The sequence below is a fragment of the Amycolatopsis sp. NPDC005003 genome, from assembly GCF_053600695.1.
In genome coordinates this window covers 93,351-118,237 of sequence record NZ_JBSGAI010000029.1, presented here as the reverse complement: position 1 = coordinate 118,237, position 24,887 = coordinate 93,351, and the positions used below count along the sequence as shown (strand labels likewise).

24 protein-coding genes are annotated in these 24,887 nt (G+C 72.1%); 9 read left to right on the top strand and 15 right to left on the bottom strand.

The window, feature by feature from the left end; genetic code table 11:
- Window positions 1–9: 9 nt before the first annotated feature.
- Entirely contained in the window at window positions 10–1,161 is a 1,152-nt protein-coding gene (locus ACWED2_RS30245; RefSeq protein ID WP_449693918.1) for an acyl-CoA dehydrogenase family protein, read from the bottom strand.
- Window positions 1,162–1,273: 112 nt separating this feature from the next.
- Here ACWED2_RS30245 and ACWED2_RS30240 point away from each other — a divergent pair, with 112 nt between their 5' ends.
- Entirely contained in the window at window positions 1,274–2,947 is a 1,674-nt protein-coding gene (locus tag ACWED2_RS30240; RefSeq protein WP_449693892.1) for a class I adenylate-forming enzyme family protein, read from the top strand.
- Here the strand turns inward: ACWED2_RS30240 and ACWED2_RS30235 are convergent.
- From ACWED2_RS30235 to ACWED2_RS30205, 7 genes are all read right to left on the bottom strand, one after another.
- Window positions 2,944–3,669 (bottom strand): hypothetical protein, encoded by a 726-nt coding sequence (locus ACWED2_RS30235; protein WP_449693891.1) that lies wholly within the window; start codon window positions 3,667–3,669, stop codon window positions 2,944–2,946. The genes ACWED2_RS30240 and ACWED2_RS30235 overlap by 4 nt on opposite strands.
- A gap of 125 nt (window positions 3,670–3,794) precedes the next feature.
- A complete protein-coding gene (locus ACWED2_RS30230) occupies window positions 3,795–5,015 on the bottom strand; it encodes a hypothetical protein (protein ID WP_449693890.1) in 1,221 nt (406 codons plus the stop codon).
- A gap of 99 nt (window positions 5,016–5,114) precedes the next feature.
- Window positions 5,115–5,612 carry a 5-(carboxyamino)imidazole ribonucleotide mutase gene (gene purE / locus ACWED2_RS30225; RefSeq protein WP_449693889.1) on the bottom strand — a complete coding sequence of 166 codons (498 nt, stop codon included), beginning with the start codon at window positions 5,610–5,612 and terminating at the stop codon, window positions 5,115–5,117.
- 15 nt (window positions 5,613–5,627) lie between these two features.
- Window positions 5,628–6,812: a 5-(carboxyamino)imidazole ribonucleotide synthase gene (locus ACWED2_RS30220; protein WP_449693888.1), complete on the bottom strand. Its 1,185-nt coding sequence runs from the start codon at window positions 6,810–6,812 to the stop codon at window positions 5,628–5,630.
- Window positions 6,813–6,825: 13 nt separating this feature from the next.
- A complete protein-coding gene (locus ACWED2_RS30215; RefSeq protein WP_449693887.1) occupies window positions 6,826–8,034 on the bottom strand; it encodes a glycosyltransferase 87 family protein in 1,209 nt (402 codons plus the stop codon).
- Entirely contained in the window at window positions 8,009–9,352 is a 1,344-nt protein-coding gene (locus tag ACWED2_RS30210) for a glycosyltransferase 87 family protein (RefSeq protein WP_449693886.1), read from the bottom strand. Before ACWED2_RS30210 ends, ACWED2_RS30215 begins: the two co-directional genes overlap by 26 nt.
- A 71-nt stretch (window positions 9,353–9,423) precedes the next feature.
- The gene (locus ACWED2_RS30205; protein ID WP_449693885.1) at window positions 9,424–10,269 is read right to left on the bottom strand and encodes a GGDEF domain-containing protein; all 846 of its coding nucleotides are present in this window, start codon (window positions 10,267–10,269) and stop codon (window positions 9,424–9,426) included.
- 270 nt (window positions 10,270–10,539) lie between these two features.
- On the opposite strand from ACWED2_RS30205, the gene ACWED2_RS30200 reads away from it, so the two are divergent.
- The 6 genes from ACWED2_RS30200 to ACWED2_RS30175 all read left to right on the top strand — a co-directional run bounded on the left by ACWED2_RS30200 (window position 10,540) and on the right by ACWED2_RS30175 (window position 17,139).
- Window positions 10,540–12,750, top strand: a complete 2,211-nt coding sequence (locus ACWED2_RS30200; RefSeq protein WP_449693884.1) for a sigma-70 family RNA polymerase sigma factor — start codon at window positions 10,540–10,542, stop codon at window positions 12,748–12,750.
- Between the two features lie 88 nt (window positions 12,751–12,838).
- The gene (locus tag ACWED2_RS30195) at window positions 12,839–13,366 is read left to right on the top strand and encodes a GtrA family protein (RefSeq protein WP_449693883.1); all 528 of its coding nucleotides are present in this window, start codon (window positions 12,839–12,841) and stop codon (window positions 13,364–13,366) included.
- Between the two features lie 234 nt (window positions 13,367–13,600).
- Window positions 13,601–14,890 carry an MFS transporter gene (locus ACWED2_RS30190; RefSeq protein ID WP_449693882.1) on the top strand — a complete coding sequence of 430 codons (1,290 nt, stop codon included), beginning with the start codon at window positions 13,601–13,603 and terminating at the stop codon, window positions 14,888–14,890.
- Between the two features lie 12 nt (window positions 14,891–14,902).
- Window positions 14,903–15,751, top strand: coding sequence for an NAD(P)H-binding protein (locus ACWED2_RS30185; RefSeq protein ID WP_449693881.1), 849 nt, complete (start codon window positions 14,903–14,905; stop codon window positions 15,749–15,751).
- A 20-nt stretch (window positions 15,752–15,771) separates the two neighbouring features.
- Complete coding sequence (locus tag ACWED2_RS30180) at window positions 15,772–16,416, top strand: response regulator (RefSeq protein WP_449693880.1); 645 nt, start codon at window positions 15,772–15,774, stop codon at window positions 16,414–16,416.
- Window positions 16,417–16,515: 99 nt separating this feature from the next.
- Window positions 16,516–17,139, top strand: a complete 624-nt coding sequence (locus ACWED2_RS30175) for a response regulator transcription factor (protein WP_449693879.1) — start codon at window positions 16,516–16,518, stop codon at window positions 17,137–17,139.
- A gap of 21 nt (window positions 17,140–17,160) precedes the next feature.
- Here the strand turns inward: ACWED2_RS30175 and ACWED2_RS30170 are convergent, their stop codons facing one another.
- Together ACWED2_RS30170 and ACWED2_RS30165 are read right to left on the bottom strand one after the other, a co-directional pair.
- Window positions 17,161–18,444: an ATP-binding protein gene (locus ACWED2_RS30170; RefSeq protein ID WP_449693878.1), complete on the bottom strand. Its 1,284-nt coding sequence runs from the start codon at window positions 18,442–18,444 to the stop codon at window positions 17,161–17,163.
- A gap of 3 nt (window positions 18,445–18,447) precedes the next feature.
- A complete protein-coding gene (locus ACWED2_RS30165) occupies window positions 18,448–19,143 on the bottom strand; it encodes a response regulator transcription factor (RefSeq protein WP_449693917.1) in 696 nt (231 codons plus the stop codon).
- Between the two features lie 42 nt (window positions 19,144–19,185).
- Between ACWED2_RS30165 and hisN the strand changes: the two genes are divergently transcribed.
- Window positions 19,186–19,971 (top strand): histidinol-phosphatase, encoded by a 786-nt coding sequence (gene hisN / locus ACWED2_RS30160; RefSeq protein ID WP_449693877.1) that lies wholly within the window; start codon window positions 19,186–19,188, stop codon window positions 19,969–19,971.
- 10 nt (window positions 19,972–19,981) lie between these two features.
- Here hisN and ACWED2_RS30155 read toward each other — a convergent pair whose 3' ends face one another.
- The 5 genes from ACWED2_RS30155 to ACWED2_RS30135 form a co-directional block, all read right to left on the bottom strand.
- Window positions 19,982–20,242, bottom strand: a complete 261-nt coding sequence (locus ACWED2_RS30155) for a hypothetical protein (protein ID WP_003105220.1) — start codon at window positions 20,240–20,242, stop codon at window positions 19,982–19,984.
- Window positions 20,242–21,225: a TNT domain-containing protein gene (locus ACWED2_RS30150; protein ID WP_449693876.1), complete on the bottom strand. Its 984-nt coding sequence runs from the start codon at window positions 21,223–21,225 to the stop codon at window positions 20,242–20,244. The genes ACWED2_RS30155 and ACWED2_RS30150 overlap by 1 nt, the downstream gene beginning before the upstream one ends.
- A gap of 145 nt (window positions 21,226–21,370) precedes the next feature.
- On the bottom strand, window positions 21,371–22,300 hold the full coding sequence (locus tag ACWED2_RS30145; protein WP_449693875.1) for a hydroxymethylglutaryl-CoA lyase: 930 nt from the start codon (window positions 22,298–22,300) through the stop codon (window positions 21,371–21,373).
- Window positions 22,300–22,890 carry a PH domain-containing protein gene (locus ACWED2_RS30140; protein ID WP_449693874.1) on the bottom strand — a complete coding sequence of 197 codons (591 nt, stop codon included), beginning with the start codon at window positions 22,888–22,890 and terminating at the stop codon, window positions 22,300–22,302. Before ACWED2_RS30140 ends, ACWED2_RS30145 begins: the two co-directional genes overlap by 1 nt.
- Before the next feature lie 85 nt (window positions 22,891–22,975).
- Entirely contained in the window at window positions 22,976–23,773 is a 798-nt protein-coding gene (locus tag ACWED2_RS30135; protein WP_449693873.1) for a biotin--[acetyl-CoA-carboxylase] ligase, read from the bottom strand.
- A gap of 81 nt (window positions 23,774–23,854) precedes the next feature.
- Here ACWED2_RS30135 and ACWED2_RS30130 point away from each other — a divergent pair, with 81 nt between their 5' ends.
- Complete coding sequence (locus ACWED2_RS30130; protein WP_449693872.1) at window positions 23,855–24,883, top strand: C40 family peptidase; 1,029 nt, start codon at window positions 23,855–23,857, stop codon at window positions 24,881–24,883.
- Window positions 24,884–24,887: the final 4 nt, after the last annotated feature.

The window sequence follows — 24,887 nt, the reverse complement described above, 5'->3', positions numbered from 1 at the left end:
AAGATCAATCTAGCCCTTGAGCAGGGCGCGGGCCATGACGACCTTCTGAATCTGGTTGGTGCCTTCGTAGATCTGCGTGATCTTGGCATCCCGCATCATCCGCTCGACGGGGAAGTCCCGGGTGTACCCGGCCCCACCGAAGAGCTGAACAGCATCCGTAGTGACTTCCATGGCGATATCGGACGCGTAAGCTTTCGCGGCAGAAGCCATGAACCCGGCCCGCTTGTCCCCCCGCTCGGAAGCGGCAGCCGAGGCGTACACCAGGTGGCGGGCCGCCTCGATCTTGGTCCCCATGTCGGCCAGCATGAACTGAACGCCCTGGAACTCGGCAATCGACTTGCCGAACTGCTTGCGGTCCTTCACGTAGGCCAGGGCGGCATCGAGAGCACCCTGGGCGATCCCGAGCGCCTGGGCGCCGATCGTCGGCCGGGTGTGGTCGAGCGTGCGCAGCGCGGTCTTCAGCCCCGTTCCGGGCTCGCCGATGATGCGGTCCTCGGGAATGGTGCAGTTCTCGAAGTAGATCTCCCGGGTCGGCGACCCCTTGATCCCGAGCTTCTTCTCCTTCGGCCCCACCGAGAAACCCGGGTCGTCCTTGTGCACGACGAAGGCCGAAATCCCGTTCGCCTTCTTCTCGGCATCGGGGTCGGTCACGGCCATCACGGTGTACCAGGAAGATTCACCCGCATTGGTGATCCAGCACTTGGTGCCGTTGAGCACCCAGTGGTCACCGTCGAGCCGGGCCCGCGTCCGCATGGACGCGGTGTCCGACCCGGCCTCACGCTCGGAAAGCGCATAGGAAGCCGACGCCTCGCCCGAGGCGATCGACGGCAGCACCAGCTTCTTCAGGCCCTCGGAAGCCGACAGGATGATCGGCTGCGTACCCAGCTTGTTGACCGCCGGAATCAGCGACGCCGACGCGTCGACCCGCGCGACCTCTTCGATCACGATGCAGGCACCGACGGCGTCGGCACCCTGGCCGTCGTACTCCTCACCGATGTGCACGGCGTTGAAACCCGACTTGACCAGCGCGTTGTACGCCTCGATCGGGTACCGCTCGTTCTCGTCGACCTCCGCCGCGTACGGCGCGATTTCCTTCTCGGCCAGGGCCCGGACCGCGGCCCGCAGCTCCTCGTGCTCCTCGGCAAGCTGGTACAGGCTCATCGTCACTTCCGGACACCTTCTCTGCAACGTCGGGAGGGGCTCCGTCGATGTTAGCGCTCGTTCACCTGGGTCGTCCTTGTGGCGTTGACCGCAGAATTCGTATGGTCGGGTGATGCCGATCACCGCGCCGACGACGCCGCCCGGTCTGCCCGCCACCCTCGACTACCCCGAAGTCCCCGTCGGTTCGATCCTGGCGGCGGGTGCCGCGCGCTGGGGCGACCGGACGGCCTTCGCCCACGACGGCCACAGCCTCACCTTCGCCGAGACGCATCGGGCCGCCTGCCGGTTCGCCAACGCGCTGCGCGAGCGCGGCATCGGCCGCGGCGACGTCGTGGCCCTGCACCTGCCGAACTGCCTGGCCTTCCCGGTCGCCTACTACGGCACGCTGCTGGCCGGGGCCACCTTCAGCCCGGCGAACCCGCTGCTCCCGCCGGACGACCTCGCGATCCAGCTCGCCGACTGCGAGGCCGCGGCCGTGGTGACGTTCGGCCCGGTGGCGGGCGCGCTCGCGAGCGTCGCCGACCGCATCCCGGCCCGGTTCACCGTCGTCGTGCAGCCGGTCGCCGACCTGCCCGAGGGCGCCACGGAGTTCCAGGCGTTCCACGCCGCGCAGCCGGAGACGCCCCCGGCCGTCGAGGTCGACATCCACGGTGACCTCGCCCACCTCGCCTACACCGGCGGCACCACCGGCCGGTCCAAGGGCGTGCGGCTGTCGCACCGCAACGTCGTGGTCAACACGCTGCAGCACGCCTGCTGGGGCACCGGCTCGGTCCCGGCGCTCGACGCCCACGGCGACGTCACGATCGACCAGCTCGGCGGCGAGGACGAGTGGCCGTTGCGGCTGGGCACCGGCGTCGCGATCAACCTGACCCCGTGGTTCCACGCGATGGGCATCATCGGCGGCCTCAACTCGGCGGTGCTCGCCGGGACGACGATGGTCCTGCACACGCGCTTCGACCCGGCGGCGTACGTCGCCGACGCCGAACGGCTCCGCGTCACCGGCATCGGCGGCGCGCCGGCACTGTTCGCGGCCCTGCTCGCGACGCCGTCGTTCCACACCGCCGACCTGTCGTCGGTCCGCTCGATCGGTTCGGGTGCGGCGCCGATGAACCACGCGATGATCAACGCGCTGCGCACGCGGTTCCCGGACGTGGTGGTCGTCGAGGGCTACGGCCTCACCGAGGCGACGATGGGCGCGGTGGTCTCGCCGGCGTACCGGTCGGGCACGCGCAAGGTCGGCTCGGTGGGCGTGCCGATCTTCGACACGGAGGTCAAGATCGTCCCGGCCGAGGGCGGCGAGGAGCCGCTGCCGCCGGGCGAACGGGGCGAGGTCTGCCTGCGCGGGCCGCAGATCATGCTCGGCTACCGCAACCGCCCGGAGGAGACGGCGGCGGCACTGGTGGACGGCTGGCTGCACACGGGCGACATCGGTGTCCTCGACACCGACGGCTACCTGTCCATTGTGGACCGCAAGAAGGACATGCTGCTGTACAAGGGCTACAACGTCTTCCCGCGCGAGCTGGAGGAGCTGCTGGTCACGCTGCCGGGCGTCGCGGCGGCCGCGGTGGTGGGCCGCCCCGACCCCGAGGTCGGCGAGCTGCCGGTGGCGTTCGTGGTGCCCCGCGGATCGGTCGACGCGGACGCCCTGATGGCCGCGGTCAACGACAAGGTGCTGCCGTACAAGCGGTTGCGGGAGGTGCACGTGGTCGAGCAGATCCCGGTGTCGGCGGCGGGGAAGGTGCTGAAGCGCGAGCTGAGGCAGCAGCTGATCGGCGAGCTCGGCTAGGACGTGGGCTTGAACCGGCAGGCGGCGGGCTGCGCCTGGCAGTCGTACCGCTGAGCACCGTCGATGCGCATGGTGTACTCGACCTTGTGCGGTCCCCACGCGGTCGTCGCGAAGGCGGGCTGCCCGGCGGGCGGCACGACGACGGTGTGCTTGTCACCGCGGTAGGAGTACTCGATGCGGACGCGCCAGAGGCAGAAGCACCGGTCGGTCTTCGCGCGGATCACCAGGTGCTCCGGCTTGCCCTGTTCGACGAACCGGATCTTGCCGTCGGAGAGGTAGGGCCGAGCACCGGCGGAGTCGCTCGGGACGAGAGCGGGGATCTCGACACCCGCCCCGGAATCGAGCCGGAACTCGACGAGGGCGGCCTCCTCGCTGCCCTGCGGATCGGCGACGAAGGCGGTGCCGCCCAGCGGATCCCGCCGCTCCTCGACGACGGCGGTGATGCTCTCGACGTCGATCCGCCCCGCCCGGTGGCTTTCCAGGGTCACCTGCTGCCCGGAGGTGCCGAGCTGGGCATGGGTGTGCTGCTGCAGCTGTTCGAGAACCCGGCTCGACGCAGGCGCACTGAGCTCGGCATCGGTGGCCCAGTACTGCCCGGCGACGAGTTCGGGGTAGCTCTCCCCGCGAACGGACAGGACATCATCGGAGAAGAGATCCCGAGCCCGGTCGATGGCGAGCGGAGCAACCCCGGGCACGGCAACGGCCAGCACGAGCGGGGTCACGGTGGCGAGAAGCCATTTCGGGGCCCGGCCGAGCCCCCGCCACCAAGCGAGACCGCGGCTGGGCCGCCGCCGAGCGGGCCGAAGAGAGGTAGTCCGCCCGGCGACGACGGGCCTCCGCTTCCGGTTCATGCTTGGGCGCCTTCCGGTGTCGAGCCGGCGCCGGACGCTGTCTGGGGATCCGCCTGCGACTCGGCCGCCCGGGCCGTGCCAGGCGCCGACCCAGCCTGCGACTCGGCCGCCGGTTCGGGCCGCGCGTCCGGCACTTTCGGCTCCGGCGCTGCCGATGACTCCGCGCCCGGCGCCGGCCCAGCCAACCGATCCGCGCCCCGCGGCTCACTTTCCGCCCGCGTTTCCGGCTTCGCCTCCGGGGCGGCCGCCGGGTCCAGGTCCGGTTCCGCGTCCGGGTCCTCGGTCACGCGCGGGCCTCCCACCACCGCCAGCAGCGGGACCGCCGCCAGCGAGGCGAAGTAGCCCAGGCCCAGCGCCAGCTCGTCCCGCTGGGCGCTGAGCCGGTTCGCGAAACCCGTCGGGTCCCACAGCAACCACGCGTTGATCAGCAGCACGCCGTACAGGCCGCCGCACACGTACAGCGCCGCCAAACGCGCTGCGTCTCGGCGCCAGCCCGTTGTCAGCGCCGTTGCCACCAGCAACACCAGCGTGGCGATCAGACCCGCCCGGTAGATCCCTGGCCAGCCGGTCACGACCGCCGGCAGGGTGCCCTCCGTGTTGTCGATCTCGAACCACGGCAGCGCCTGGGACAGCACCACGAGCGGAACCGCGAGCACCAGCGCCGTCAAGCGCACCACGGGGGTCCGGCGGGCCGGCGCCGGGGCGGCCGACGTCGCCACCGGGATGCGGGTGGCCGCCGGGACGCCCGCGATGGCCACGCCCAGGCCGAGGAACAGCAGGCCCGTCGTGTAGAACACCAGGCCCTGGGCCGGCGTCACCAGGAGGTCCGGCCGCGCGCGCTCCGGGTCCAGGCCCGCGGACGGCAGGCTCGAGCCCAGGTCGGCCGCGTTGGCCCGCAACCCCACGAACAGCGCCGCCAGGGCCGGCAGCGGCGCCCACACCGCCACCAGCAGCCACCGGGTCCCGGCCCGCCTGCGCGCCGCCGCGAAGGCGATGACCGCGACCACCGCCGTGAGGACCAGGAGCACCGCGAACGTCGGGCCCTGGCGCTCGATGCTCGTCACCATCAGCGTGAACGCCGAGGCCCGCGGCCCCGTCCGGACCGACACCCAGGGGAACGTCAGCGCGAGGACGGCCAGCCCGGCACCGACACCCGCCAGGACGACTCCGGCGAGCCAGGGCACCGAGACGCCGTTGTCCGACTGGGAATCCGCCATCTCTCTCCCCAAGAACGACTCGGCAACCGGAGCCCGGACCTTAGCCGGTTCTCCCGGGCGCCGGAGGCGAATCCGAAGAGGACGCCACGAACGGATCGATCAGTGACCGGTCTTCTCGCGCAGAGCCGCGTCCTTGTCCAGGACCAGCTTCTCCAGGTCCGCCTGGAACTTCGCCATCTTCGCCCGCAGGCCTTCGTCGGACGCCGCCAGGATGCGGACCGCCAGGAGACCCGCGTTGCGCGCGCCACCCACCGAGACCGTCGCCACCGGGACACCCGCCGGCATCTGGACGATCGAGAGCAGGGAGTCCAGGCCGTCCAGGTACTTCAGCGGGACCGGGACGCCGATCACCGGCAGCACCGTCGCCGACGCCACCATGCCCGGCAGGTGGGCCGCCCCACCCGCGCCCGCGATGATCGCCTTGAGGCCGCGCGAGGCCGCGGACGTCGCGTAGTCCAGCATGCGCTGCGGCGTCCGGTGCGCCGAGTAGACGCCGACCTCGTACTCGACGCCGAACTCGTCCAGCGCCGCGCCCGCCGCCTCCAGCGTCGGCCAGTCCGAGTCGCTGCCCATGATCACGCCCACCTGCGGCGCCATAACCGACCTCTCCCGTCAGTGGATTTCGTAGCCGTCGAGCCAGACGGCGTGGGACAGCCAGTGCGCCGACAGCAGCGCGCGGTTGCGCAGGTCCTCCATGCGCTCGCCGGTGAAGTTGACGTGCCCGAGCTTGCGGCCCGGCCGCTCCTGCTTGCCGTAAAGGTGCACCCGCGCCTCCGGGTACCGCGCGAACAGGTGGTGCAGCCGCTCGTCCGGCCCCATCTCCGGCAGCTCGGGCGCGCCCAGCACGTTCGCCATCACGCACGCCGGCGCGATCAGGTCCGTCCGGCCCAGCGGGTAGTCGAGTACCGCCCGCAGGTGCTGCTCGAACTGGGACGTGCGCGCGCCGTCCATGGTCCAGTGCCCGGAGTTGTGCGGGCGCATCGCCAGCTCGTTCACCAGCAGCCCGGTGTCGGTCTCGAACAGCTCCACCGCGAGCAGCCCGGTGACGTCCAGCGTCGACGCGATCCGCAGCGCCAGGTCCTGCGCCTCGTGCACCCGCGAGTCGTCGAGGCCCGGCGCCGGGGCGAGGACCTCGGTGTTGATGCCGCCGGTCTGCACCGTCTCGACCACCGGGTACGCCGCGCCCTGGCCGAAGGGCGAGCGGGCGACGAGCGCGGACAGCTCGCGCTTCATCGCCACCTTCGCCTCCACCAGCAGCGCCGTGCCCGCGGCCAGCAGCTCCGGCACGGTCTCGCGCGCGTGCTGCGCGGTGTCCAGCATCCAGACGCCGCGGCCGTCGTACCCACCGGTCGACGCCTTGAGCACCACCGGCCAGCCGTGCTCGCCGCCGAAGGCCACCACGTCGTCCACAGAGGACACCTCGGCGAACGCCGGACCCGGCACGCCGAGACCGGCCATCATCTCGCGCATCACGAGCTTGTTCTGCGCGAAACCCAGTGCGCTCGCCGCCGGCCGGATGACGTGACCCTCCATCGCCAGCGTCAGCAGGTGCTCGCCCGGCACGTGCTCGTGGTCGAAGGTGAGCACGTCGACCGAGGCCGCGAACTTCCGCAGCGCGTCGAGGTCGGTGTGGTGTCCGATGGTGACGTCGCCGGCGACGAGCCCCGCGGCTTCGTTCTCTCCCGCGGCGAGCACGCGCAGGGACTGGCCGAGGGAGATCGCCGCCTGGTGGGTCATCCGGGCCAGCTGGCCGCCGCCCACCATGCCCACGACGGGCAGACCGGTGTGTTTGTCCATAGCGCCGATCAGCCTAAACGGTCACGAGGCGGGTCGACCGCCGGACCAGGCGAAGCTCACGCGCCGCCAGCCCGAGGATCCCGGCCGCCGCCGCGAGCACGTAGCCGTTGCCGAGGATCGACCAGCCCAGGCCCCAGCGGAACTCGGAGTCCCCGCCGTTGGGCACGAGCATCACGATCTGCGAGACGAACAGCAGCGCGACCGCCGCCACGGCCCACCACCGCGCCTTGACCACGAGCAGCGTGAGCAACGGCACGCACCAGACCCAGTGGTGCGACCACGAGACGGGCGACAACAGCAGCCCGTAGAACGCCGTCACGAGCAACGCCGCCACGTCCTCGCCACGCCGGTGCAGCCGCACGACCAGCCACACCGCGGGCACCGCGAGCACCGCCGCCACCCCGACCGCCACCGCCAGCGACCAGGGCGCCAGCGCCGACGCCCGGTTCACCAGCCCGTTGAGCGACTGGTTGAAGATCCAGTGCACCGAACCGACCCGGCTCGGATCGGTCGCCGAATCCCGCCAGAACCGCACCGCGTCGACCGGGATGACCGCGAACATCGCCGCTTCGAGCGCCGCGAACGTGCCCAGCGCCCGCAGCCCGTCCTTCCACCGGCCCGTGAAGAACAGGTACGGCACGAAGATCAGCGGGGTCAGCTTGATCGCCGCTGCCACGCCGATCAGCACACCCGCCCAGCGCGACCCACGAAGGCTGAGCACCAGGACGTCCAGCACCACGAACGCCATCAGTATCAAGTTGATCTGGCCCAGGAACAGTGTCTTCCACACCGGTTCCAGCGTCAGAGCGACGGCCGTTCCCGCCGGCAGCGCCCACCACCTTCTTCCCAGAAGGGATGCACGCCCCGGCGGCGACGAAACCACCGTGATGACGACCATAAGACCGACCACCGACAAAAACGCGATCACGCCCCACACCAGGCCGGACGGCACCAGGGCGAGCGGCAGGAAGAGCGGCGCGGCCGCCGGGGTGTAGGTGAACGGCAGCCGCACCCAGTCCGGCAGCGCGGTCAGCACGTCCCGCGTGTAGAGCGGGTCCCCGTGCAGCAGGGTCAGCGCACCAGCGCGGTAGACAGCGCTGTCCGCGCCCAGGTGCCACCCGGCCAGCCAGACGACCACCCCGAAAGCCAGGACGAGAAGCGCGAGACCCCCGGCGAGGAAGCGGCCGGTGCGCGCCTCAGACCCCGGCGGGGACGTCGACATCCGCGGCCGCCTTCTTTCGCGCCCGACGGAGCAGCCCCCAGCGCAGGATCAGCGCGAGAGCCAGCACGACGGGCATCAGGATGTAGGCGTCCCCCAGGACGTTCTGCCACACCTTCCAGTGCAGCTCGACGTTGCGGCCGTTCGGCAGGATCAGCAGCACGCAGCTGACGAACACGAACGCGACCAGCCCGGTGCCGACCCAGCGCCGCCACGCGGTCTTCGGGGTGGTCTTCGGCAGCCGCGAGACCAGCAGCACGATCAGCGGGATCACCCACACCCAGTGGTGGGTCCACGAGATCGGCGAAATCAGCAGCGTCCAGAACGCGGTGACGAGGAGCGCGGCCAGCGCCTGGCCCTTGCGGTGGAAGCGCATCAGCAGCCACAGCGCCGGGATCGCGAGCAGGAACCCGATGCCCATCGCCGCCTTGGACGCCCACGGCGCGAGGTCGGTGGCCCGGTTCATCAGCGCGTTCAGCGACTGGTTGCCCGCCCAGTGCACCGGGCCGATCCGGCCGGTGTCCGGCAGCGTGACGGTCCAGTACTTGGCCGCGTCGTGCGAGTTGATCAGGAACATCAGGCCCTGGAGCAGCACGAACGTCGCGAACCCGCGAATGGCGTCCATGCGGCGGCCGGTGATGAACAGGTGCCCGAGGAACACCAGCGGCGTCAGCTTGATCGCCGCCGCGACGCCGACCAGGACACCGCCCCACCGGCTCCCGCGAGCACCGATGACCAGCATGTCCAGCAGGATCATGGCCATCAGGATCAGGTTGATCTGGCCGAGGAAGATCGTCCGCCACACCGGCTCGAGGCCGAGGAAGACCAGGAAGAACACGATGGTCGAGCGGGCGGGCGAGGCCCACCAGCGCGGCCCGTCGGCGGCGGGCCGCGGCAGCGCGCCGATCGCGATGCGGATCGACAGCGCCATCGCCCCCAGCGAGACGGCGGTGATCAGGCCCCAGGAGATCTGCGTCGGGAACGCGGCGAGCGGGATGAAGATCAGCGCCGCCGTCGGCGGGTAGGTGAACGGCAGCAGCGCCCACCACGGCTCGTTGGGCAGCGTGTTGGCGTCGTAGAGCGAGTCGCCGTTCAGCAGCGTCAGCGCGCCGGCCCGGTAGACCGCGCTGTCGACGCCGAGCACCCAGTCGTGCTGCCAGCCGTAGATGCCGTACCCGATCGCGAACAGCGGAATCACCGCGAGGATCAGGATCGACCGCGGGCGGACGGACAGGCGGGCGAGTGATTTCCGCAGGGCCAGGCGGTGCTGGGGTCTGGCCGCGACTTCGCCGTCGACGTCGGTGGGTACGGTCCGGGTCACCGCACCAGGAAATCATGACCGGCCTCGTCCCGGTCCGAAGGGTCCGGGCAAAACCGGGCTTTTCCGGCGTTCTACGCGCGCGCGAGGTGGGCCAGCAGGTCGCAGGCGAGTTCGTGGGTGGCGGGCAGCCGCACCGCCGAGACGCGGGGTCTGCCCACGTCCGCGAGCTGCGCGTCGACCGACAGCCGCTCGTGCAACGCCCTTCGCAGCGCGACGCCGTGCGAAGCGACGCGCTCGTCCTTCGGGACCAGAGCCGCGACGACGGACGGCCCCAGCGAAGCGATGCTCTGGCCGCTGTCGAAGACCGCCCGCAGCGCGTCCGCGACCAGGATCATCCCGGTCAGCCGCGGGAACCCGGCGACGGCGCTGAGGTCGAGCGAGACGACGAGCAGCACGTGGTCCTCGGCGGCCGGCCGCTCGCGCGCCTCGGCGGCGCGGTAGACCTCGGCGAGCCGGGTGCGCAGGTAGGCCGCCGACGGCAGGCCGGTCAGCGGGTCGGTGACCTCGGTGTGCACGAGCTGGTCGGTGGCGACGTCCGCCCAGGCCAGCGCGGTGGTGCGGAGCAGCCGCGCGGGCGTGGCGTCGACGTCCGGCGAGACGAACCCGTCGTCACCGTGGCCGAGCACCGCGTGCAGCGCGGCGAGGTCGGCGAGGGTCTCGGCCAGCCCCGCACCGGCCGCCGCGCGGGCCCTGGCCAGCCCGGCCAGCGCGGTTTCGGCGGCTTCGACGCCGCCCTTCGCCATCACGGCCGCGCAGACGGCGTCGACCTCGGGCAGGGCCCAGTCGCTGGGGAACCGCCAGCCCGCGGCGAGGCTGGCCGTGCGCCAGCGGGCCCGCAACGCACGCAGGGAGGCATCCCGCTCGGCCTGCGTGGGCGGGGTGTCACCGGACCCGGGCCGCGCAGCCGGAGCATCCACTGGCCACCCGCCCCTTTCGTCCGGTTCGCAACGATCTTGTCCTTGGCTTCACGATGAGGACGTACCCAGCTGGGCACCGTGACGCGTACCGACCGGTTTTTGTCGTGGAGCTTTTCACCGGGACGGCCCAGGGGTGGGTGATTTTGCTCCGCCGTCGGAGTCATCACGCCGACCACGACGTGACCGCCGGGGGTGGGTCAGTCACACTTGTCTCGCGTCCCGGATCGGCCTGTAATGGCAGGTCCTGGCTCTAGCCGACCGAGGAGTGCCGTGTCCACCGTTCCCGCCGATCTCAGCGGAAAGAGTGACGCCGAGCTGATCGCGGAGGTCCGCTCCGGGAAGCTCGAGTCGTACGGCACGCTCTACGAACGGCACACCGGTGCGGCCCGGAATCTGGCCCGTCAGCTGGCCCGCTCGAGCTCCGAAGCCGACGATCTCGTGTCCGAGGCGTTCGCCAAGGTGCTCGACACGCTCCGTGGCGGCAAGGGCCCGGACACAGCCTTCCGGGCGTATTTGCTGACCGCCCTGCGTCACACGGCGTACGACCGCACGCGCAAGGAGCGCCGGGTCGACCTCAACGAAGACATGTCCGAGGTCGGCGGTGCCGCGGCCGAGGCGCTGACCGTGCCGTTTTCCGACACCGCGGTCGCCGGGCTCGAGCGGACGATGGCCGCCAAGGCGTTCGCGCGGCTGCCGGAACGCTGGCAGGCGGTGCTGTGGCACACCGAGATCGAGCAGCAGAGCCCGGCCGAGGTCGCGCCGCTGCTGGGCCTGACCGCGAACGGCGTCTCCGCGCTCGCCTACCGCGCCCGTGAGGGCCTCCGCCAGGCCTATCTGCAGGTCCACCTGCAGGAAAACGCCGAGGAACGCTGCCGCGCCTGCGCCGAGCGGCTCGGCGCGTGGACCCGCGACGGACTGTCCAAACGCGAACGCGCCCAGGTCGAGAGCCACCTCGACGAGTGCGACCGGTGCCGGGCGCTCGCCGCGGAGCTCGCCGACGTCAACGGCGGGCTGCGCGCGATCATCGCCCCGATCGTCCTGGGCGGCGCCGCGCTGGGCTACCTCGCCACCATCGGTGCCGCAAAAGCGAGCGCGGCCACCGCGGGAGCGGTCGCCGCCGGTGCCGCGGCGGCCGGTGGCAAGGCCGGTGCGTCCGCGGCCGCCGCCGGGCCCCGCCAGTTCGCCGGAGTCGCGGCCTCGGGCACGGCGATCGTCGCGGCCGTCGTCATCGCGCTCACCGCGGGCGGCGGAACGCAGGAGGTCCCGGTCGCCGCCGCGGTGCCGCCACCGGTCCAGCAGGTCGAACCGCCGGCACCGAAGCCGCAGCCGCCGGCACCGCCCGCGCCGGAGCAGCCCCCGGCCCCCCAGCCCCCGGAGCCACCCGCACCGCCGCCGGTCGCGCCGGCCCCGCCGCCGGTCGTCCCGCCCGCCCCGGTCCCGCCGCCCGCGCCGGCCCCGTCCGCACCGGCACCGCCGTCGCCCGCCCCGGCGTCGATGTCCGCGACGACCCCGCCGGACGGCGTCGAGCTCAGCCCGGGCGCCGCGAAGAACCTGCCGATCACCGTGCGCAACGACGGCGGCAGCCCGTCCGAGCCGGTGGCGGTCGCGCTGAACCTGCCGCGCGGGGTGCGCGCGGTCGACACCGGCGGTGGCGGCGCGCCGGCGGCGCGTGCGCAGGTCCCCGCCCCGATTTCGGTGAACTGCCCGGGCGGCGAGGGCACCGTCGTCTGCAAGACCGGCGCCGGCCTGCAGCCCGGCCAGAGCGCGACGCTGAACTTCCGCCTGCAAGCCGACGAAGACGCCGAAGGCGGCACGGTGAACGTGTCGGTCACGGCCGGTATGCAGGTGCCCGTCGAGGTGAGTGTCAAGGTCACCGTGAAGGTCCCGCCGGACGCCGTGGTCCTCGAAGCGCAGGGCGACGGGCTCTCGGCGTTCCCCTGGAACCACAGCCCGCTGGTCTACGTGCGGGTCCGCAACACCGGCGAGACGACCAAGCCGGTCACGGTCACCTTCGACCACCCGCTCAGGCAGTGGTGGAGCCTGCGCGGCTTCCCCTGCGAGACGACCGGCGAAGGCGCGAGCTGCACGACCAAGAGCGCGGTGGCGCCGGGCCAGCACGTCAACCTGTGGGTGCGGCTGAAGGGCCGTCCGGACGAGGGCCGGGTGACGATCACCGCACAGCTCGGCCGGGCGACGGCGCCGCCGGTGACGGTGGACTTCGGCTGCTGGCGCCACTGGTGCGGCAAGGACCCGGTGCCGACGCCGACACCCCCCTCGGTCCCCACGCCGACGAAGCCGGCCAAGCCGACCCCGTCGAAGCCGACGCCGAAGCCTCCGGTGACGACGACAACGGAGGAGCCGACGAGCGAGCCGCCGGTGTCCTCGACGACCACGAGCGCCCCGCCGCGGTCCGGCGGGAACCCCGGGGTCAAGCCACCGACGGTCAGCCCCGAGAAGGCGTTCGGGTGGCTGACGGGATAACCGCCGAAAATGCCGGAAATCCGGACATTCACGACAGCTGGGCCGCCTGAACCACAGGTCAACGCCGTGTGTCCCTAGACTGCGTGGTGTGACCGTTGTGGAAACCGTGCTCAAGCGCACGCCGGAACCACTGCGTTCGGTGCTGATCAAGCACCGGGAGCTGCTGAAGTTCGCGATCGTGGGCGGCACGACCTTCGTGGTCGACAACGGGGTCTGGTACGCCCTCAAGCTGACGGTGCTGGAGCCGAAACCGACGACGGCGAAGGCGATCGCGATCATCGTCGCGACCATCGTGTCCTACATCCTCAACCGCGAGTGGTCCTTCCGGACCCGCGGCGGGCGCGAACGGCACCACGAAGCCGCGCTGTTCTTCATCATCAGCGGCATCGCGGTGGGCGTGAACCTGGTCCCCCTGATCATTTCGCGGTACGTGCTCGACCTCGAGGTCCCGCACGTGACGTTCCTGGTCCAGGAGGTCGCGGACTTCGCGAGCGGCTCGATCATCGGCATGCTGTTGGCCATGTTCTTCCGCTTCTGGGGCTTCAAGAAGTGGGTGTTCCCGGACGAGCTGGGCGAGCGGCGCCGGGACAACGACCAGGTCAGCCGCCTACCCTGACCAAGTACTTGCACTTTGACATGTAGATGTCTAAAGTCATGCTCGTCAGTGTTCCTGCGTAGTGGACGCCGTCCGGGTTCGGCCGGGCGAGCGGGACGATTCGAGGTGGTTTCCGAGCGCGAAGAGGTCGCATCCGTGGCACGGATGACGATGGAACCTTTTCCCGGCTCGACGGGACGCGTGTTTTCGCGCGTCCGCATCTCTCGTCCCTTCTGACGAAACAAGGACATTTTCTTGAGCACCATCGCGCCTCAGCGCGCCCTCAAACCGGCCTTCACGGGCCTGTTCCTGTCCGTTTTCCTCGCGATGCTCGACGCCCAGGTCGTCGCCACCGCGCTCCCCCGGATCGCCGCCGAGTTCGGCGGCACCGGCGCCTACGCCTGGGTCACCACCGCCTACCTGCTCGCCGGGAGCGCGACCGCGCCGCTGTACGGCAAGCTCGGTGACGTCTTCGGCCGCAAACGTGTGCTCCTGGGCGCACTCGCCCTGTTCCTGCTGGGCTCGCTCGCCTGCGGCCTGGCGCCGTCGGCGGCGTTTCTGATCGCCGGGCGCGTGCTGCAGGGCGCCGGCTCCGGCGGCCTCTTCGTCTCCGTCGGCGCTTCGCTCGGCGAGATGTTCTCGCCTCGCGAAGGCGCGAAGTACTTCGGCTGGTTCTCGATCTGCTTCGCCGTCGCCTCGCTCGCCGGTCCGGTCGTCGGCGGCCTGCTCACCGGGCTCGCCGGGTGGCGGTCGATCTTCCTGGTCAACCTGCCGCTCGGGCTGGTCGCCCTGGCCTGCCTCACGACGCTCGACCTGTCGACCCGGCGCCGGGAAGCGCCGTTCGACTTCGCCGGCGTGCTCCTGCTCGGCACCGCGATCACCGGGTTCACCCTGCTCACGCCGTGGTCGGTCGCCCTCGGCGCGGTGGCGGCCGCGGTGTTCGTGGTCGTCGAACGGCGGGCCGAAGCGCCCGTCCTGCCGCCGCGGCTGTTCCGCGACCGGACGTTCACCGTGTCCGTGCTGCTCAGCGTGCTCGCCGGGTTCGCGTTCCTCGGCTCGGTCAACTACATCGCGGTCCTGCTGCAGGCCGACGCCGGCCCGGCGGAAGGCGGGCTGCGGCTGCTGCCGATGACGCTCGCCGTGTCGCTCGCCTCCGTCGTCACGAGCAAGGTCATCGCCCGCACCGGCGCGTACCGCTGGGCGCCGAGGCTGAGCATGGCGCTCGGCCTGCTCGCGGTGCTCGGCCTGCTCACCCTGGACGGCCTGCCGCCGGCCCTCGCCTGCCTGGTCGTCTTCGGCTGCGCGGCCGGGCTGAACCTGCAGGTGCTCACCATGGCTACGCAGAACACCGCCCCCGCGGCCGACCGCGGTGCGGTCGCCGCCGGCGTCAACCTCGCCCGCGCGCTCGGCTCGGCCCTCGGCCCGGTCGCGCTCGGCTTCGCCTACCACGCCGGCACCCACGGCGTGTTCCTCGCGCTGCTGCCCGTGCTGGCCCTCGGCCTCGTCACGGCGTTCGCGCTCCCCCACGTCCCGCTTTCCCGATAAGGACAACTCACGATGATCTTCGTCATCGGCGCCACCGGCAAGGTCGGCCGCCACCTCGTCCCCGCCCTGCTCGACGCCGGCGCCGGCGTCCGCGCGCTGACCCGCGACCCGGCCAAGGCCCGGATCGACCCGCGCGCCGAAGTGGTCCGCGGTGACCTCGACACGTCGGACCTGCCCGCCCTGCTGGCCGGCGCGCACCGCGTGTTCGTGCTGACCCAGGGGCACAACGCCGACCGGGAAGCGGCGGTCGCGCAGGCCGCCGCCCAGTCCGGTGTCACCCACCTCGTCAAGCTGTCCACCACCGGTGTCCACTTCGGACAGAAGGACGCGATCAGCCGCGCCCACGCCGAAGCCGAGCAGGCGATCCGCGAGGCCGGGCCGGCGTGGACGATCCTGCGACCCGGTGCCTTCATGGACAACCGGTTCGCCTGGATCGGCTCGATCCGCGAAGAGAACGCCGTGTACGTGCCCGACACCGATCCGCCGTCCGCGCTGGTCCACGTCCGCGACATCGCCGAAGTGGCGACGCTCGCGCTGACGACGTCCGGGCACGAAGGCGCGACCTACGAGCTCACCGGCGGTGAAGCCCTCACGGCCGAGCAGCAGGTCGCCATCCTTTCCGAGGCGATCGGCCGTCCGCTGAAGTACGTCGAAGAGACCGAAAGCGCCGCGAAGGACCGCCTGATCCGGACGTACGGCTGGCCCGCCGAGGCCATCGACGGCCTCTTCGCCCTCAAGCGTGAGTCCGCACCACACGAACGGGTCGTCTTCGACACCGTCGAGCGGCTGCTCGGCCGGCCGCCGCTGACCTTCGCGGCCTGGGCGCGGGAGAATGCGTCCGCGTACCATCACCAGGAGTGACGAGGGGGAGGTGAGGGCGGATGAGCGACCTGCGCGTCCTCGTCGTGGACGACCATCCCCTGTTCCGGATCGGCGTCGGCACGCTGCTCGCCGCCGAACCCGGGATCGAGGTCGTCGGCGAGGCCGCCAGCGGAGCCGACGCGGTCGCCTCCGCCGCCGCCCTGCGCCCGGACGTCGTGGTGATGGACCTGCACCTGCCCGACCTGTCCGGGATCCAGGCGACCCGGCACATCGTGACGGCGAACCCGGGCACCGGCGTGCTGATGCTGACGATGGCCGACGAAAGCGAGTCGGTCTTCGCGGCGATGCGCGCCGGTGCCCGCGGCTACCTGCTCAAGGACGCCGAGCCGGACGAGATCATCCGCGCCGTGCAGGCGGTCGCCCGCCGGGAGGCGATCTTCGGCCCGGACATCGCGAACCGCGTGCTCGCCTTCTTCGCCCAGCCCCCGGCCAGCGAGCCGGTGTTCCCGGAGCTGACCGGGCGCGAGCGCGAGGTGCTCGCGCTGATCGCGGCCGGGCACAGCAACAGCCTCATCGCGAGCACGCTGTGCCTGAGCCCGAAAACCGTGCGCAACCACATCTCGAACGTCTTCGCCAAGCTCCACGTGGCCGACCGGGCCGAGGCGATCGTCCGCGCCAGGGACGCGGGGCTCGGCCGGTCCTGACCTCCCGTCCGGGCAACTTCGGGACCCCGGTCCCATGCGCCCGGGACACCCTTGCGGGCAGGCTGGGCAGCCTGCACCGTTCGAGGGGAATGGGGAACGATGTTCGAAACCGACCGGACCCCGGTGGTGGTCCGCGCCACCGATCCGATCCTGCACAACGGCGTCTGCACGACGCTGCGTTCGCGCGACGACGTCCGGGTGGTGGACGACGGCACGGCTCTGGTCGCCCTGCTGGTCGCCGACCGGCTCGACGAGAAGATGACCCAGCTGCTGTCCGCGCTGCACCGCCAGGGCTTCACCCGCATCGTGCTGGTGGCGGGCGAAGTCGACGACAACGAAATCCTGAACGCGGTCGAGCACGGCGTCTGCGCGGTCGCCCGCCGCGCCGACGCGGGACCGGACGTCCTCGTCCGCCTGATCAAGGCCGCCGCGGCCGGGGAAGGCGCGTTGCCGCCGGACCTGCTCGGCCGGTTGCTGAACCGGGTTTCGCGCCTGCAGCGCCAGGTGCTCGAGCCGCGCGGCCTGCGCCTGGGCGGCATGAGCGACCGGGAGACGCACGTGCTCAGGCTCGTCGCGGCGGGGTATTCGACGCAGGAGATCGCCGACGAGCTGTGCTACTCGCAGCGCACGGTGAAGAGCATCCTCCACGACGTGACCAACCGGTTCCAGCTGCGGAACCGCTCGCACGCGGTCGCGTATGCGCTGCGGGAGGGGCTGATCTGAACCGGCGGCCGGGCGCGCCTCCTACCGCGGGACGCGCTCGGCCGGCCAGCGCACCTCGGGGACGTCGCTCGGCCGCGGCACCTTCAGGAACAAGCTGAACACCGCCGGGCGGCGGTTCGACAGCTCCAGGCGGCCGCCGTCCGCCTCGACCAGGGCACGCGCCAGCGCCAGGCCGACGCCCGTCGAGCCGCCGCCCGAGAAGCCGCGCTCGAAGATGTGCGGTGCCAGCTCGTCCGGGACGCCGGGGCCGGTGTCGCTCACCTCGATCACCACCGTGCCCTCGGCGTCGCCGCGGCGGGCGATCAGGGTCACCGTGCCCGAGCCGTGGCGCAGCGCGTTGTCCAGCAGCACCCCGATGACCTCGCGGAGCCGGCCCGGGGTGGCCCGGGCCATCAGGCCGTCGGCCACGCGCGTCCGCAGGTTGCGGCCCTCCGAGCGGAGCAGCTCGCGCCACTCCTGCGCCATCTCCGGCAGCTGCGTCGGCAGGTCCACCGGTTCCGCGCCGACCTCGCGCGCCGCGCGGGCCGCCGCCAGCAGCTCGTCCAACGCCTCCGCGAGCCGGTCCGCCTGCTCCTGGGCCGCCTTCGACTCGTCCGCCACCTCGTCGTCCGGGTGCACGGTGAGCGGTTCCAGCCTCAGCTGCAGCGCGGTCAGCCGGCTGCGCAGCTGGTGCGAGACGTCGCCGACGAGCTGGCGCTCGCGCTGCACGAGCTGGGCCAGCGCGGTGCCGGACGCGTCCAGCGCTTCGGCGACCATGTCGAGCTCGCCGACGCCGTAACGGCTCGGGTCGGGCCGGAAGTCGCCCCCGCCGAGCCGGGCCGCGCGCTCGGCCACGTGCCGCAGCGGCTTCGCGAGCCGCCGGGCCGTCGCGATCGCGACCACCGCGCCGGTGCCGATCGACAGCAGCACCAGCAGCACGACGACCAGCGTCACCGTCGTCTGCCGTTCGTGCATCGGCCCGGCCGGGACGGCGATCTCGACCTTGCCGTCGCGGGCCAGGTCAGCCGTTTCGGTGACGGTGTCGGGACCGGGACTGCTGCCGTAGCGCTTTTCTTCCTGGCCGCTGGTCCGCACGGTGAGCAGCCCGTTCGCCGGGACGGCCGCGCGCACCTGGTCGAGGTCGATCTCCTGGCCGTTGGCGATTTCGGTGTCCAGGATCGCCGCCGCCGCGCGGGCGTTCTCCGCGAGCGTCTCGCGGTAGCTCGACTCGATCTGCCAGCTCGCCACGATGCCCAGCGGGATGCCGAGGACCGCCGAGCTGACCGCGACGGCCAGCAGGATGGCGAGCAGGATGCGGCGGCGCACGGCTTATTCGCTGTTGAAGCGGAAGCCGACGCCGCGGACGGTCGCGATCCGCCGTTCGCCGTCGTGGGTCTTGCTGGTGCGACCCGCGGCCTCGTCGGCCGCGATGGCGAGCTTCCGGCGCAGCCACGACATGTGCATGTCGAGCGTCTTCGACGTCTTCGACTCGAGGTCGTTCCAGACCTCGGCGAGGATCTCGTCGCGGCTGACGACCTGCCCGGCGCGGCTCATCAGCACGCGCAGCAGCTCGAACTCCTTGTTCGCCAGCTGGACCTCGTGGTTGTCCACGGTGACCAGCCGGGCGCCGAGGTCCATCCGCACCCCGCCGGCGTCCAGCACCTCGGGCACCCGCCGGCGCAGCAGCGCGCGGATCCGGGCGAGCAGCTCGGCGAGCCGGAACGGCTTGGCGACGTAGTCGTCCGCGCCCGCGTCCAGGCCGACGACGAAGTCGACCTCGTCGGTGCGGGCGGTGAGCATCAGGACGGGCAGTTCGGTGCCGGCCGCGCGCAGCCGCCGGCAGACCTCCAGACCGTCCATCCCGGGCAGGCCGAGGTCCAGCACGAGCAGGTCGACGCGCTGAGCGGCGGTGGCGTCGAGCACCGAAGGGCCGTCGGTGACGACGTGGATCTCGTATCCCTCGCGTTCGAGGGCGCGGGAGAGCGGTTCGGCGATGGCCGGATCGTCTTCGGCAAGTAGGACCATGCTCACCTGGCCAACTCTACGGCTCGCGGGCGTGAAAACATCGTGACCGTGCCTGGCTACGAAGATGATCTGGCTCTCGCCACCCGGCTGGCCGACGCCGCCGACGCGATCACGACGGCGCGGTTCCGCGCCCTGGACCTGGCGGTGGAGCGCAAGCCCGACCGCACCCCGGTGACCGACGCCGACACCGCGGTCGAGGACGCGATCCGGGCCTTGCTGGCTTCGGAACGTCCGGGCGACGCGGTGCTCGGCGAGGAACGCGGCGGCTCGGCGTCGACCGGCCGCGCGTGGGTGCTGGACCCGATCGACGGGACCAAGAACTTCCTTCGCGGAGTACCCGTTTGGGCGACCCTGATCGCCTTGGTTTCGAACGGCGACCCGGTGGTGGGCCTGATCAGCGCCCCTTTGCTGGGCCGCCGCTGGTGGGCGGCTTCGGGTGATGGCGCGTTTTCTTCGGACACCGCCGGCACCCGGCGGCTGTCGGTTTCGAAGGTTTCGTCCCTTTCGGACGCCTATCTGTCCACAACGGACCTGAACTCGTGGACGAAGTACCACTCGCGCGAGAAGTACCTCGGCCTGGTGGACGCGTGCTGGGAGACCCGCGCGTTCGGCGACTTCTGGCACCACGTGCTGGTGGCCGAGGGCGCGTTGGACGTGGCGGCCGAGTGCATCGTCAACCCGTGGGACGTCGCGGCCGCGCAGGTGATCGTCACCGAGGCGGGCGGCCGGTTCAGCGACCTGGACGGCGTCGGGCGCTACGACAACGGGAGCGCGCTTTCGACGAACGGCCGCCTCCACGACGAGGCGCTGGCCGTCCTCAAGCGCTGACCCGTGCGGGTCAGGAGCCGGGGAGCAGGCCGACGGCGCCGCGGGCGACCTGGGCCCAGGCCAGCCGGCCGAACAGGTAGTGGCACGCCACCTGCTCGCTGGTGAACCGCGCCCAGTCGTAGCGGTTGCCCTGCTCGCGCCAGAACACCTCCCACGCCTCGTCCTCGCCCTGCATCAGGCACCAGGCGTTGTCGACCTCGGCGCCGAGCGAGACGACCTCCGGCGGCACGCCCAGCACGCCGAGCCACCGCTGGATCGACTGGGTGTTCATCAGTCCTCTTCCCCCTTGGCCTCGGCGAGGTAGCCGAGGGTCACGAGTTCGTCGGCCGCCAGCAGGGCACGGTACCGGGTGCCGCCGCCGACCTGGCCGAACCAGTTCGCGGTCTCCGAGCGCCACATCGGCACCTTGCGCACGACGACGTACCGGCGGTATTCGGCGTCGAGCGTCGCCGGTGGCAACGAGCGTTCCGCGAACGGCGTGCCGTCCTCGTAAAGAACTCGCCCGTAGGCCGGGCCGAAGCGGTCGAGGACCGTGTTGGCCGGGACCATCACCGGCTCGGGCCAGTCGATGCTGCCCTCGGGGAACTCCTCGCCCGGCGGCCACGCGTACTCGGGGCCGAGCTCGCTCTGCCCGACGACGAACCGGCGGATCCACACCGCCCGCGTCGCCCGCGCGTACGGCACATACCCCTCTTTCAGGTGCCGCGGCACCGGCCGCGACGGCGCGGTCGGCGAGCGGCGGAAGCCCGCGGTGACGTTGGTCAGGGCCTGGTCGTCGAAGATCAGCCGGGCGTCCGGGTGGTCGTTCGGCGGGAAACCGTCCGGGTCGTCGGGCAGCGGCAGCTGGCGCGCCGGCTTGTCCATCGCCACCGGCAGGTGCCCGATCGGGAACATGTGCACCAGGAACAGCGCGACGATGCTTTCCCGTTCCGTGCGCGGCGAGCCGAGCGGCGGCAGCGGCGCGGGCGACCCCGGGTTCGGCGGCGGGCCCGCGACCGGCGGCGGCCCGGCCACCGGCGGCGGCAGCAGCGGAGCCGGTGTCGGCGGGGGCGGCGGGGCCGGGGGCAGCTGGAACGGCGGCAGCAGCGGCGACACCGCGTGCGGAAACGCCGCGGGGTTGCCCGAGGGCGGGGTGGGCGCCTCTTCGAAGGCACCCGAATCCGCCAGGCCGTACCCGGGCAGCTGCACCGGCCCGGTGTCGAGGTCGCCCTCGCCCGGTTCGGAGCCCGCCTCGGAAGGCTCGGTCACACCCATCCTCCGGCTCGGTCGGTGCCCGGTGGGCACACGCTTGTCGACGCGGCCGCGGCGCTGCCGGTCCCCCTTGATACCGCACCCCATCCCCCAGGGCGCAACGAGGTCAGTTTTCTTCCGGGGGCTCCGTGGCGGAGCCCCCGATGGCTCAGCTCAGTGCGGCGACCACGCGGGACGGGCTCGGGCGGCCGAGCTGTCCCGCCATCCACGCGCTGGCCGCCACCAGCGCGTCCAGGTCGACGCCGGTGGCCACCCCCAGGCCCGCCAGCATCCACACCAGGTCCTCGGTCGCCAGGTTCCCGGTGGCCGATTCGGCGTACGGGCAGCCGCCGAGCCCACCCGCCGACGAGTCCACAGTCGACACTCCACATCGGAGCGCCGCCAGGGTGTTCGCGAGCGCCTGGCCGTAGGTGTCGTGGAAATGCACGGCCAACGTGCCGACGTCGCCGAACAGCCCGATGAGCGCTTCGACCTGTCCGGCGGTCGCGACGCCGATGGTGTCGCCCAGGGAAAGCTGCGAGCACCCCATGTCCAGCAGACGGCGGCCGGCGGCGGCGACCTGCTTCGCCGGCACGACGCCTTCCCAGGGGTCGCCGAAGCACATCGAGAGGTAGCCGCGGACGTCCAGGCCCGCTTCCCGGGCCCGCGTGACGACCGGCTCGAACATCGCGAACTGCTCGTCGAGCGTGGAGTTGAGGTTCTTGCGCGCGAACGTCTCCGTCGCGCTGGCGAAGATCGCGATGTGCTCGACGCCGGCTTCGAGGGCCCGGTTCAAGCCCTTCTCGTTCGGGACCAGCACCGGGTACCGGACGCCTTCGCGGCGGTCGAGCCGGGCCAGCAGCTGCTCGGCGTCGGCCAGCTGCGGCACCCACTTCGGGTGGACGAAGCTGGTCGCCTCCAGCGTGGTGAGCCCGGCGCCCGCGAGCCGGTCGAGGAACTCCAGCTTGACCTCGACCGGGACGATCGCCTTCTCGTTCTGCAGCCCGTCGCGCGGGCCGACCTCCCAGATCGTGACGGCGTCCGGCAGCTCCCCCGCCGAGGGCACCCGCTCGGGCAGGCCCAGTGCGCGCGTACCCATCAGCGTCGTCTCTCTCCGCGCGGCGGGTGCCCGCCGCCCTGGGGCGGCAGGGGCGCGGTCTGCTGGGGCTGCTGCTGGGCACCCGGCCGGTAGTCGTCGTACGGGTTGTCGTTGACCTCGCGGTAGATGACCGTGTGCACCTTCTCGACGTGCGGGATGTCCTCGAAGCGCAGCGGCTCGTCCGACGCCGACTCGATGATGAGCGTGCCGCAGCCGAAGACCCGGTCGAGCAGGCCGTGCTCGAACTGGACGCTGTTGATCCGGCCCATCGGGATGTCGATGCCGGTGCGCTTGAGGACGCCCTCGCGGGCGATCAGCCGGTCGGTCGTCACGATGAAGTGGGTGGTCCGCCAGCGCACGAGGGGGGCCAGGAACAGCCACACGATCAGCACGAGCGCCACCACCCCGATGGCGATCAGCCCGACCGAGTTCCACGGCGAGGACGCGTCCTTGGCCAGGATCGCGAGCCAGGTACCCGCGCCCAGGGTGACCAGCAGCGCGAGCGTCGGGAAGATCAGCATCTTGAAGTGCGGGTGACTGTGCACCACGACGTGCTCTTGCTCGCTGAGCAAATCGTCCGGATAGGCCACGGCGGACGCTCCCAAGGTCGGTGCGGCGGTGTCGTCTCACCGTACCGGCGAGCGAGCAGGTGGTGGGCGCGGACGCCCCGACAAATCAGGCCGGACGGACGTGGACCACGTCACCCGCGAAGACGGTGTGCCGCTGCCCGCCCGCCACGTCGACCTGCAGCTGGCCGGCGGCGTCGATGTCGGCCGCGCGGCCGGTCAGCGCCGTCCCGTCCGGCAGCTGCACCTCGACGTCCTGGCCGAGGGTCGCGCAGTGGGCGCGGTAGTCGCCGAGCAGCCCGGCCTCGGTGAGGTCGCCGCCGGCCAGCCGCCAGCGTTGTTCCAGGTCGGCGAAGCCGTTGAGCAGCGCGATGGCGACGTCCGTGCGGTCGGTGTTCGTGGCACCCTGCTCGGCCAGCGACGTCGCGGGCAGCCCGCCCGGACCCGGCTGGACGTCCCCGAGGGGCAGGACGTTGAGGCCGATGCCGAGCACGATCGACGGCTCGCCCCCGGCGACGGCCTCGGCGAGGATGCCGGCGCACTTGGCGCCGCCGACGAGGACGTCGTTGGGCCACTTGAGCACGGCGTCCACCCCGACGGACGCGGCGGCGGCCCGGACGGCGAGCCCGGCGACGACGGAGAGTGAGCCCAGCACCGCGAACGGGACGCCCGGCCGCAGCGCGACGCTCAGGTACAGCCCGGCGCCCTTCGGCGAGCTCCACGAACGAGCCCGCCTGCCGACCCCCGCGGTCTGCTCTTCGGCGAGCAGAACGGTTCGGTCGGCAGCGCCCTCTTCGAGAGCTTTCCGCAGGTCGGCGTTGGTGGAGCCGGTGCTCTCCACGACGTCGATCCGCGCATAACGATCTTGAAGCGCGGTGGTCAGCCGTCCGGCGTCGATCTCAGGCATGTGCCCACAATATGAGAGTCCCCCTAACGTGCAAGCTACTCACTCGTTCAGTAAGGGGTGTGCTCTTCTAAGTTGGAACCTGTGACGACGAAGCAGACTTCGTGGGCTCGCGGCGCGGCGCTGCGCGGCCTGGTGGCGCTGCCGCTCGTCGCCGGGCTCGTCACGGCGGGCTGGCTGCTGGCCGGCCGCTCGCCGGAACCCGCGGCCGCCCCGGTGCCCCCGCCGCTGGTGCGTGACGCGGTGCCGGGCCCCTCGGTCCTCGAAGTGAGCGCACCGGTGAAGGCTCAGGAGCCGGGCCAGGGCGCGTCCGGCCAGGGCGGCAAGAGCCCGCTGCAGCAGTGGGCGGAGCAGCTGGCCGGCCCCCTCGACATCCCCGCGGACGCGCTGGTCGGCTACGCGAACGGCGAGCTGGCGCTCCGCGGCGAAGACCCGTCGTGCCACCTCTCGTGGGTCACCTTGGCCGGCGTCGGCGCGGCGGCGTCGAACCACGGCCGCAGCGGCGGCAACCTCCTGGGCCTCACCGCGACGCAGGCCAAGAAGTACGGCTCCGACGCGCCGGTCGCGGCCGGCCGCGCGCTGTGCGCGGGCGGCACCGACCTCGGCGCGGGCCCCGGCTGGTGGAAGGCGATCGCGGCGTACCACCCGGACGGCGAGACCGAGCTGTTCCGCCAGCGCGTGCTCGGCATGGCGCAGCTGTACGCGACGCTTTCCCTGGACCCGGCGTCCGCGGCTGCCCCGCGGGTCCGCGCGACCCGCTTCGCGCTCGGCCAGCTGGGCCTCCCGTACGTCTGGGGCGGCAACGGCCCGGACGCGGGCGCGGCGGGCTTCGACTGTTCCGGCCTGACGAAGGCGTCGTACGACAGCGCGGGCGTGGCGCTGCCGCGGACGGCGGACAGCCAGTTCCGCGCGCTCCCGCCGGTGCCGGCCACGCAGGAGCCGCGTCTGGGCGACCTGGTGTTCTACGGCAACCCGGCGACGCGCATCCACCACGTCGGGCTCTACCTGGGCAACGGCCTGATGATCAACGCGCCGACCGAGGGCCAGGCGATCCAGATCCACACGTACCACTCGAAGGGCGACGACTACGCGGGCGCGGGCCGCCCGGCCTGACCTC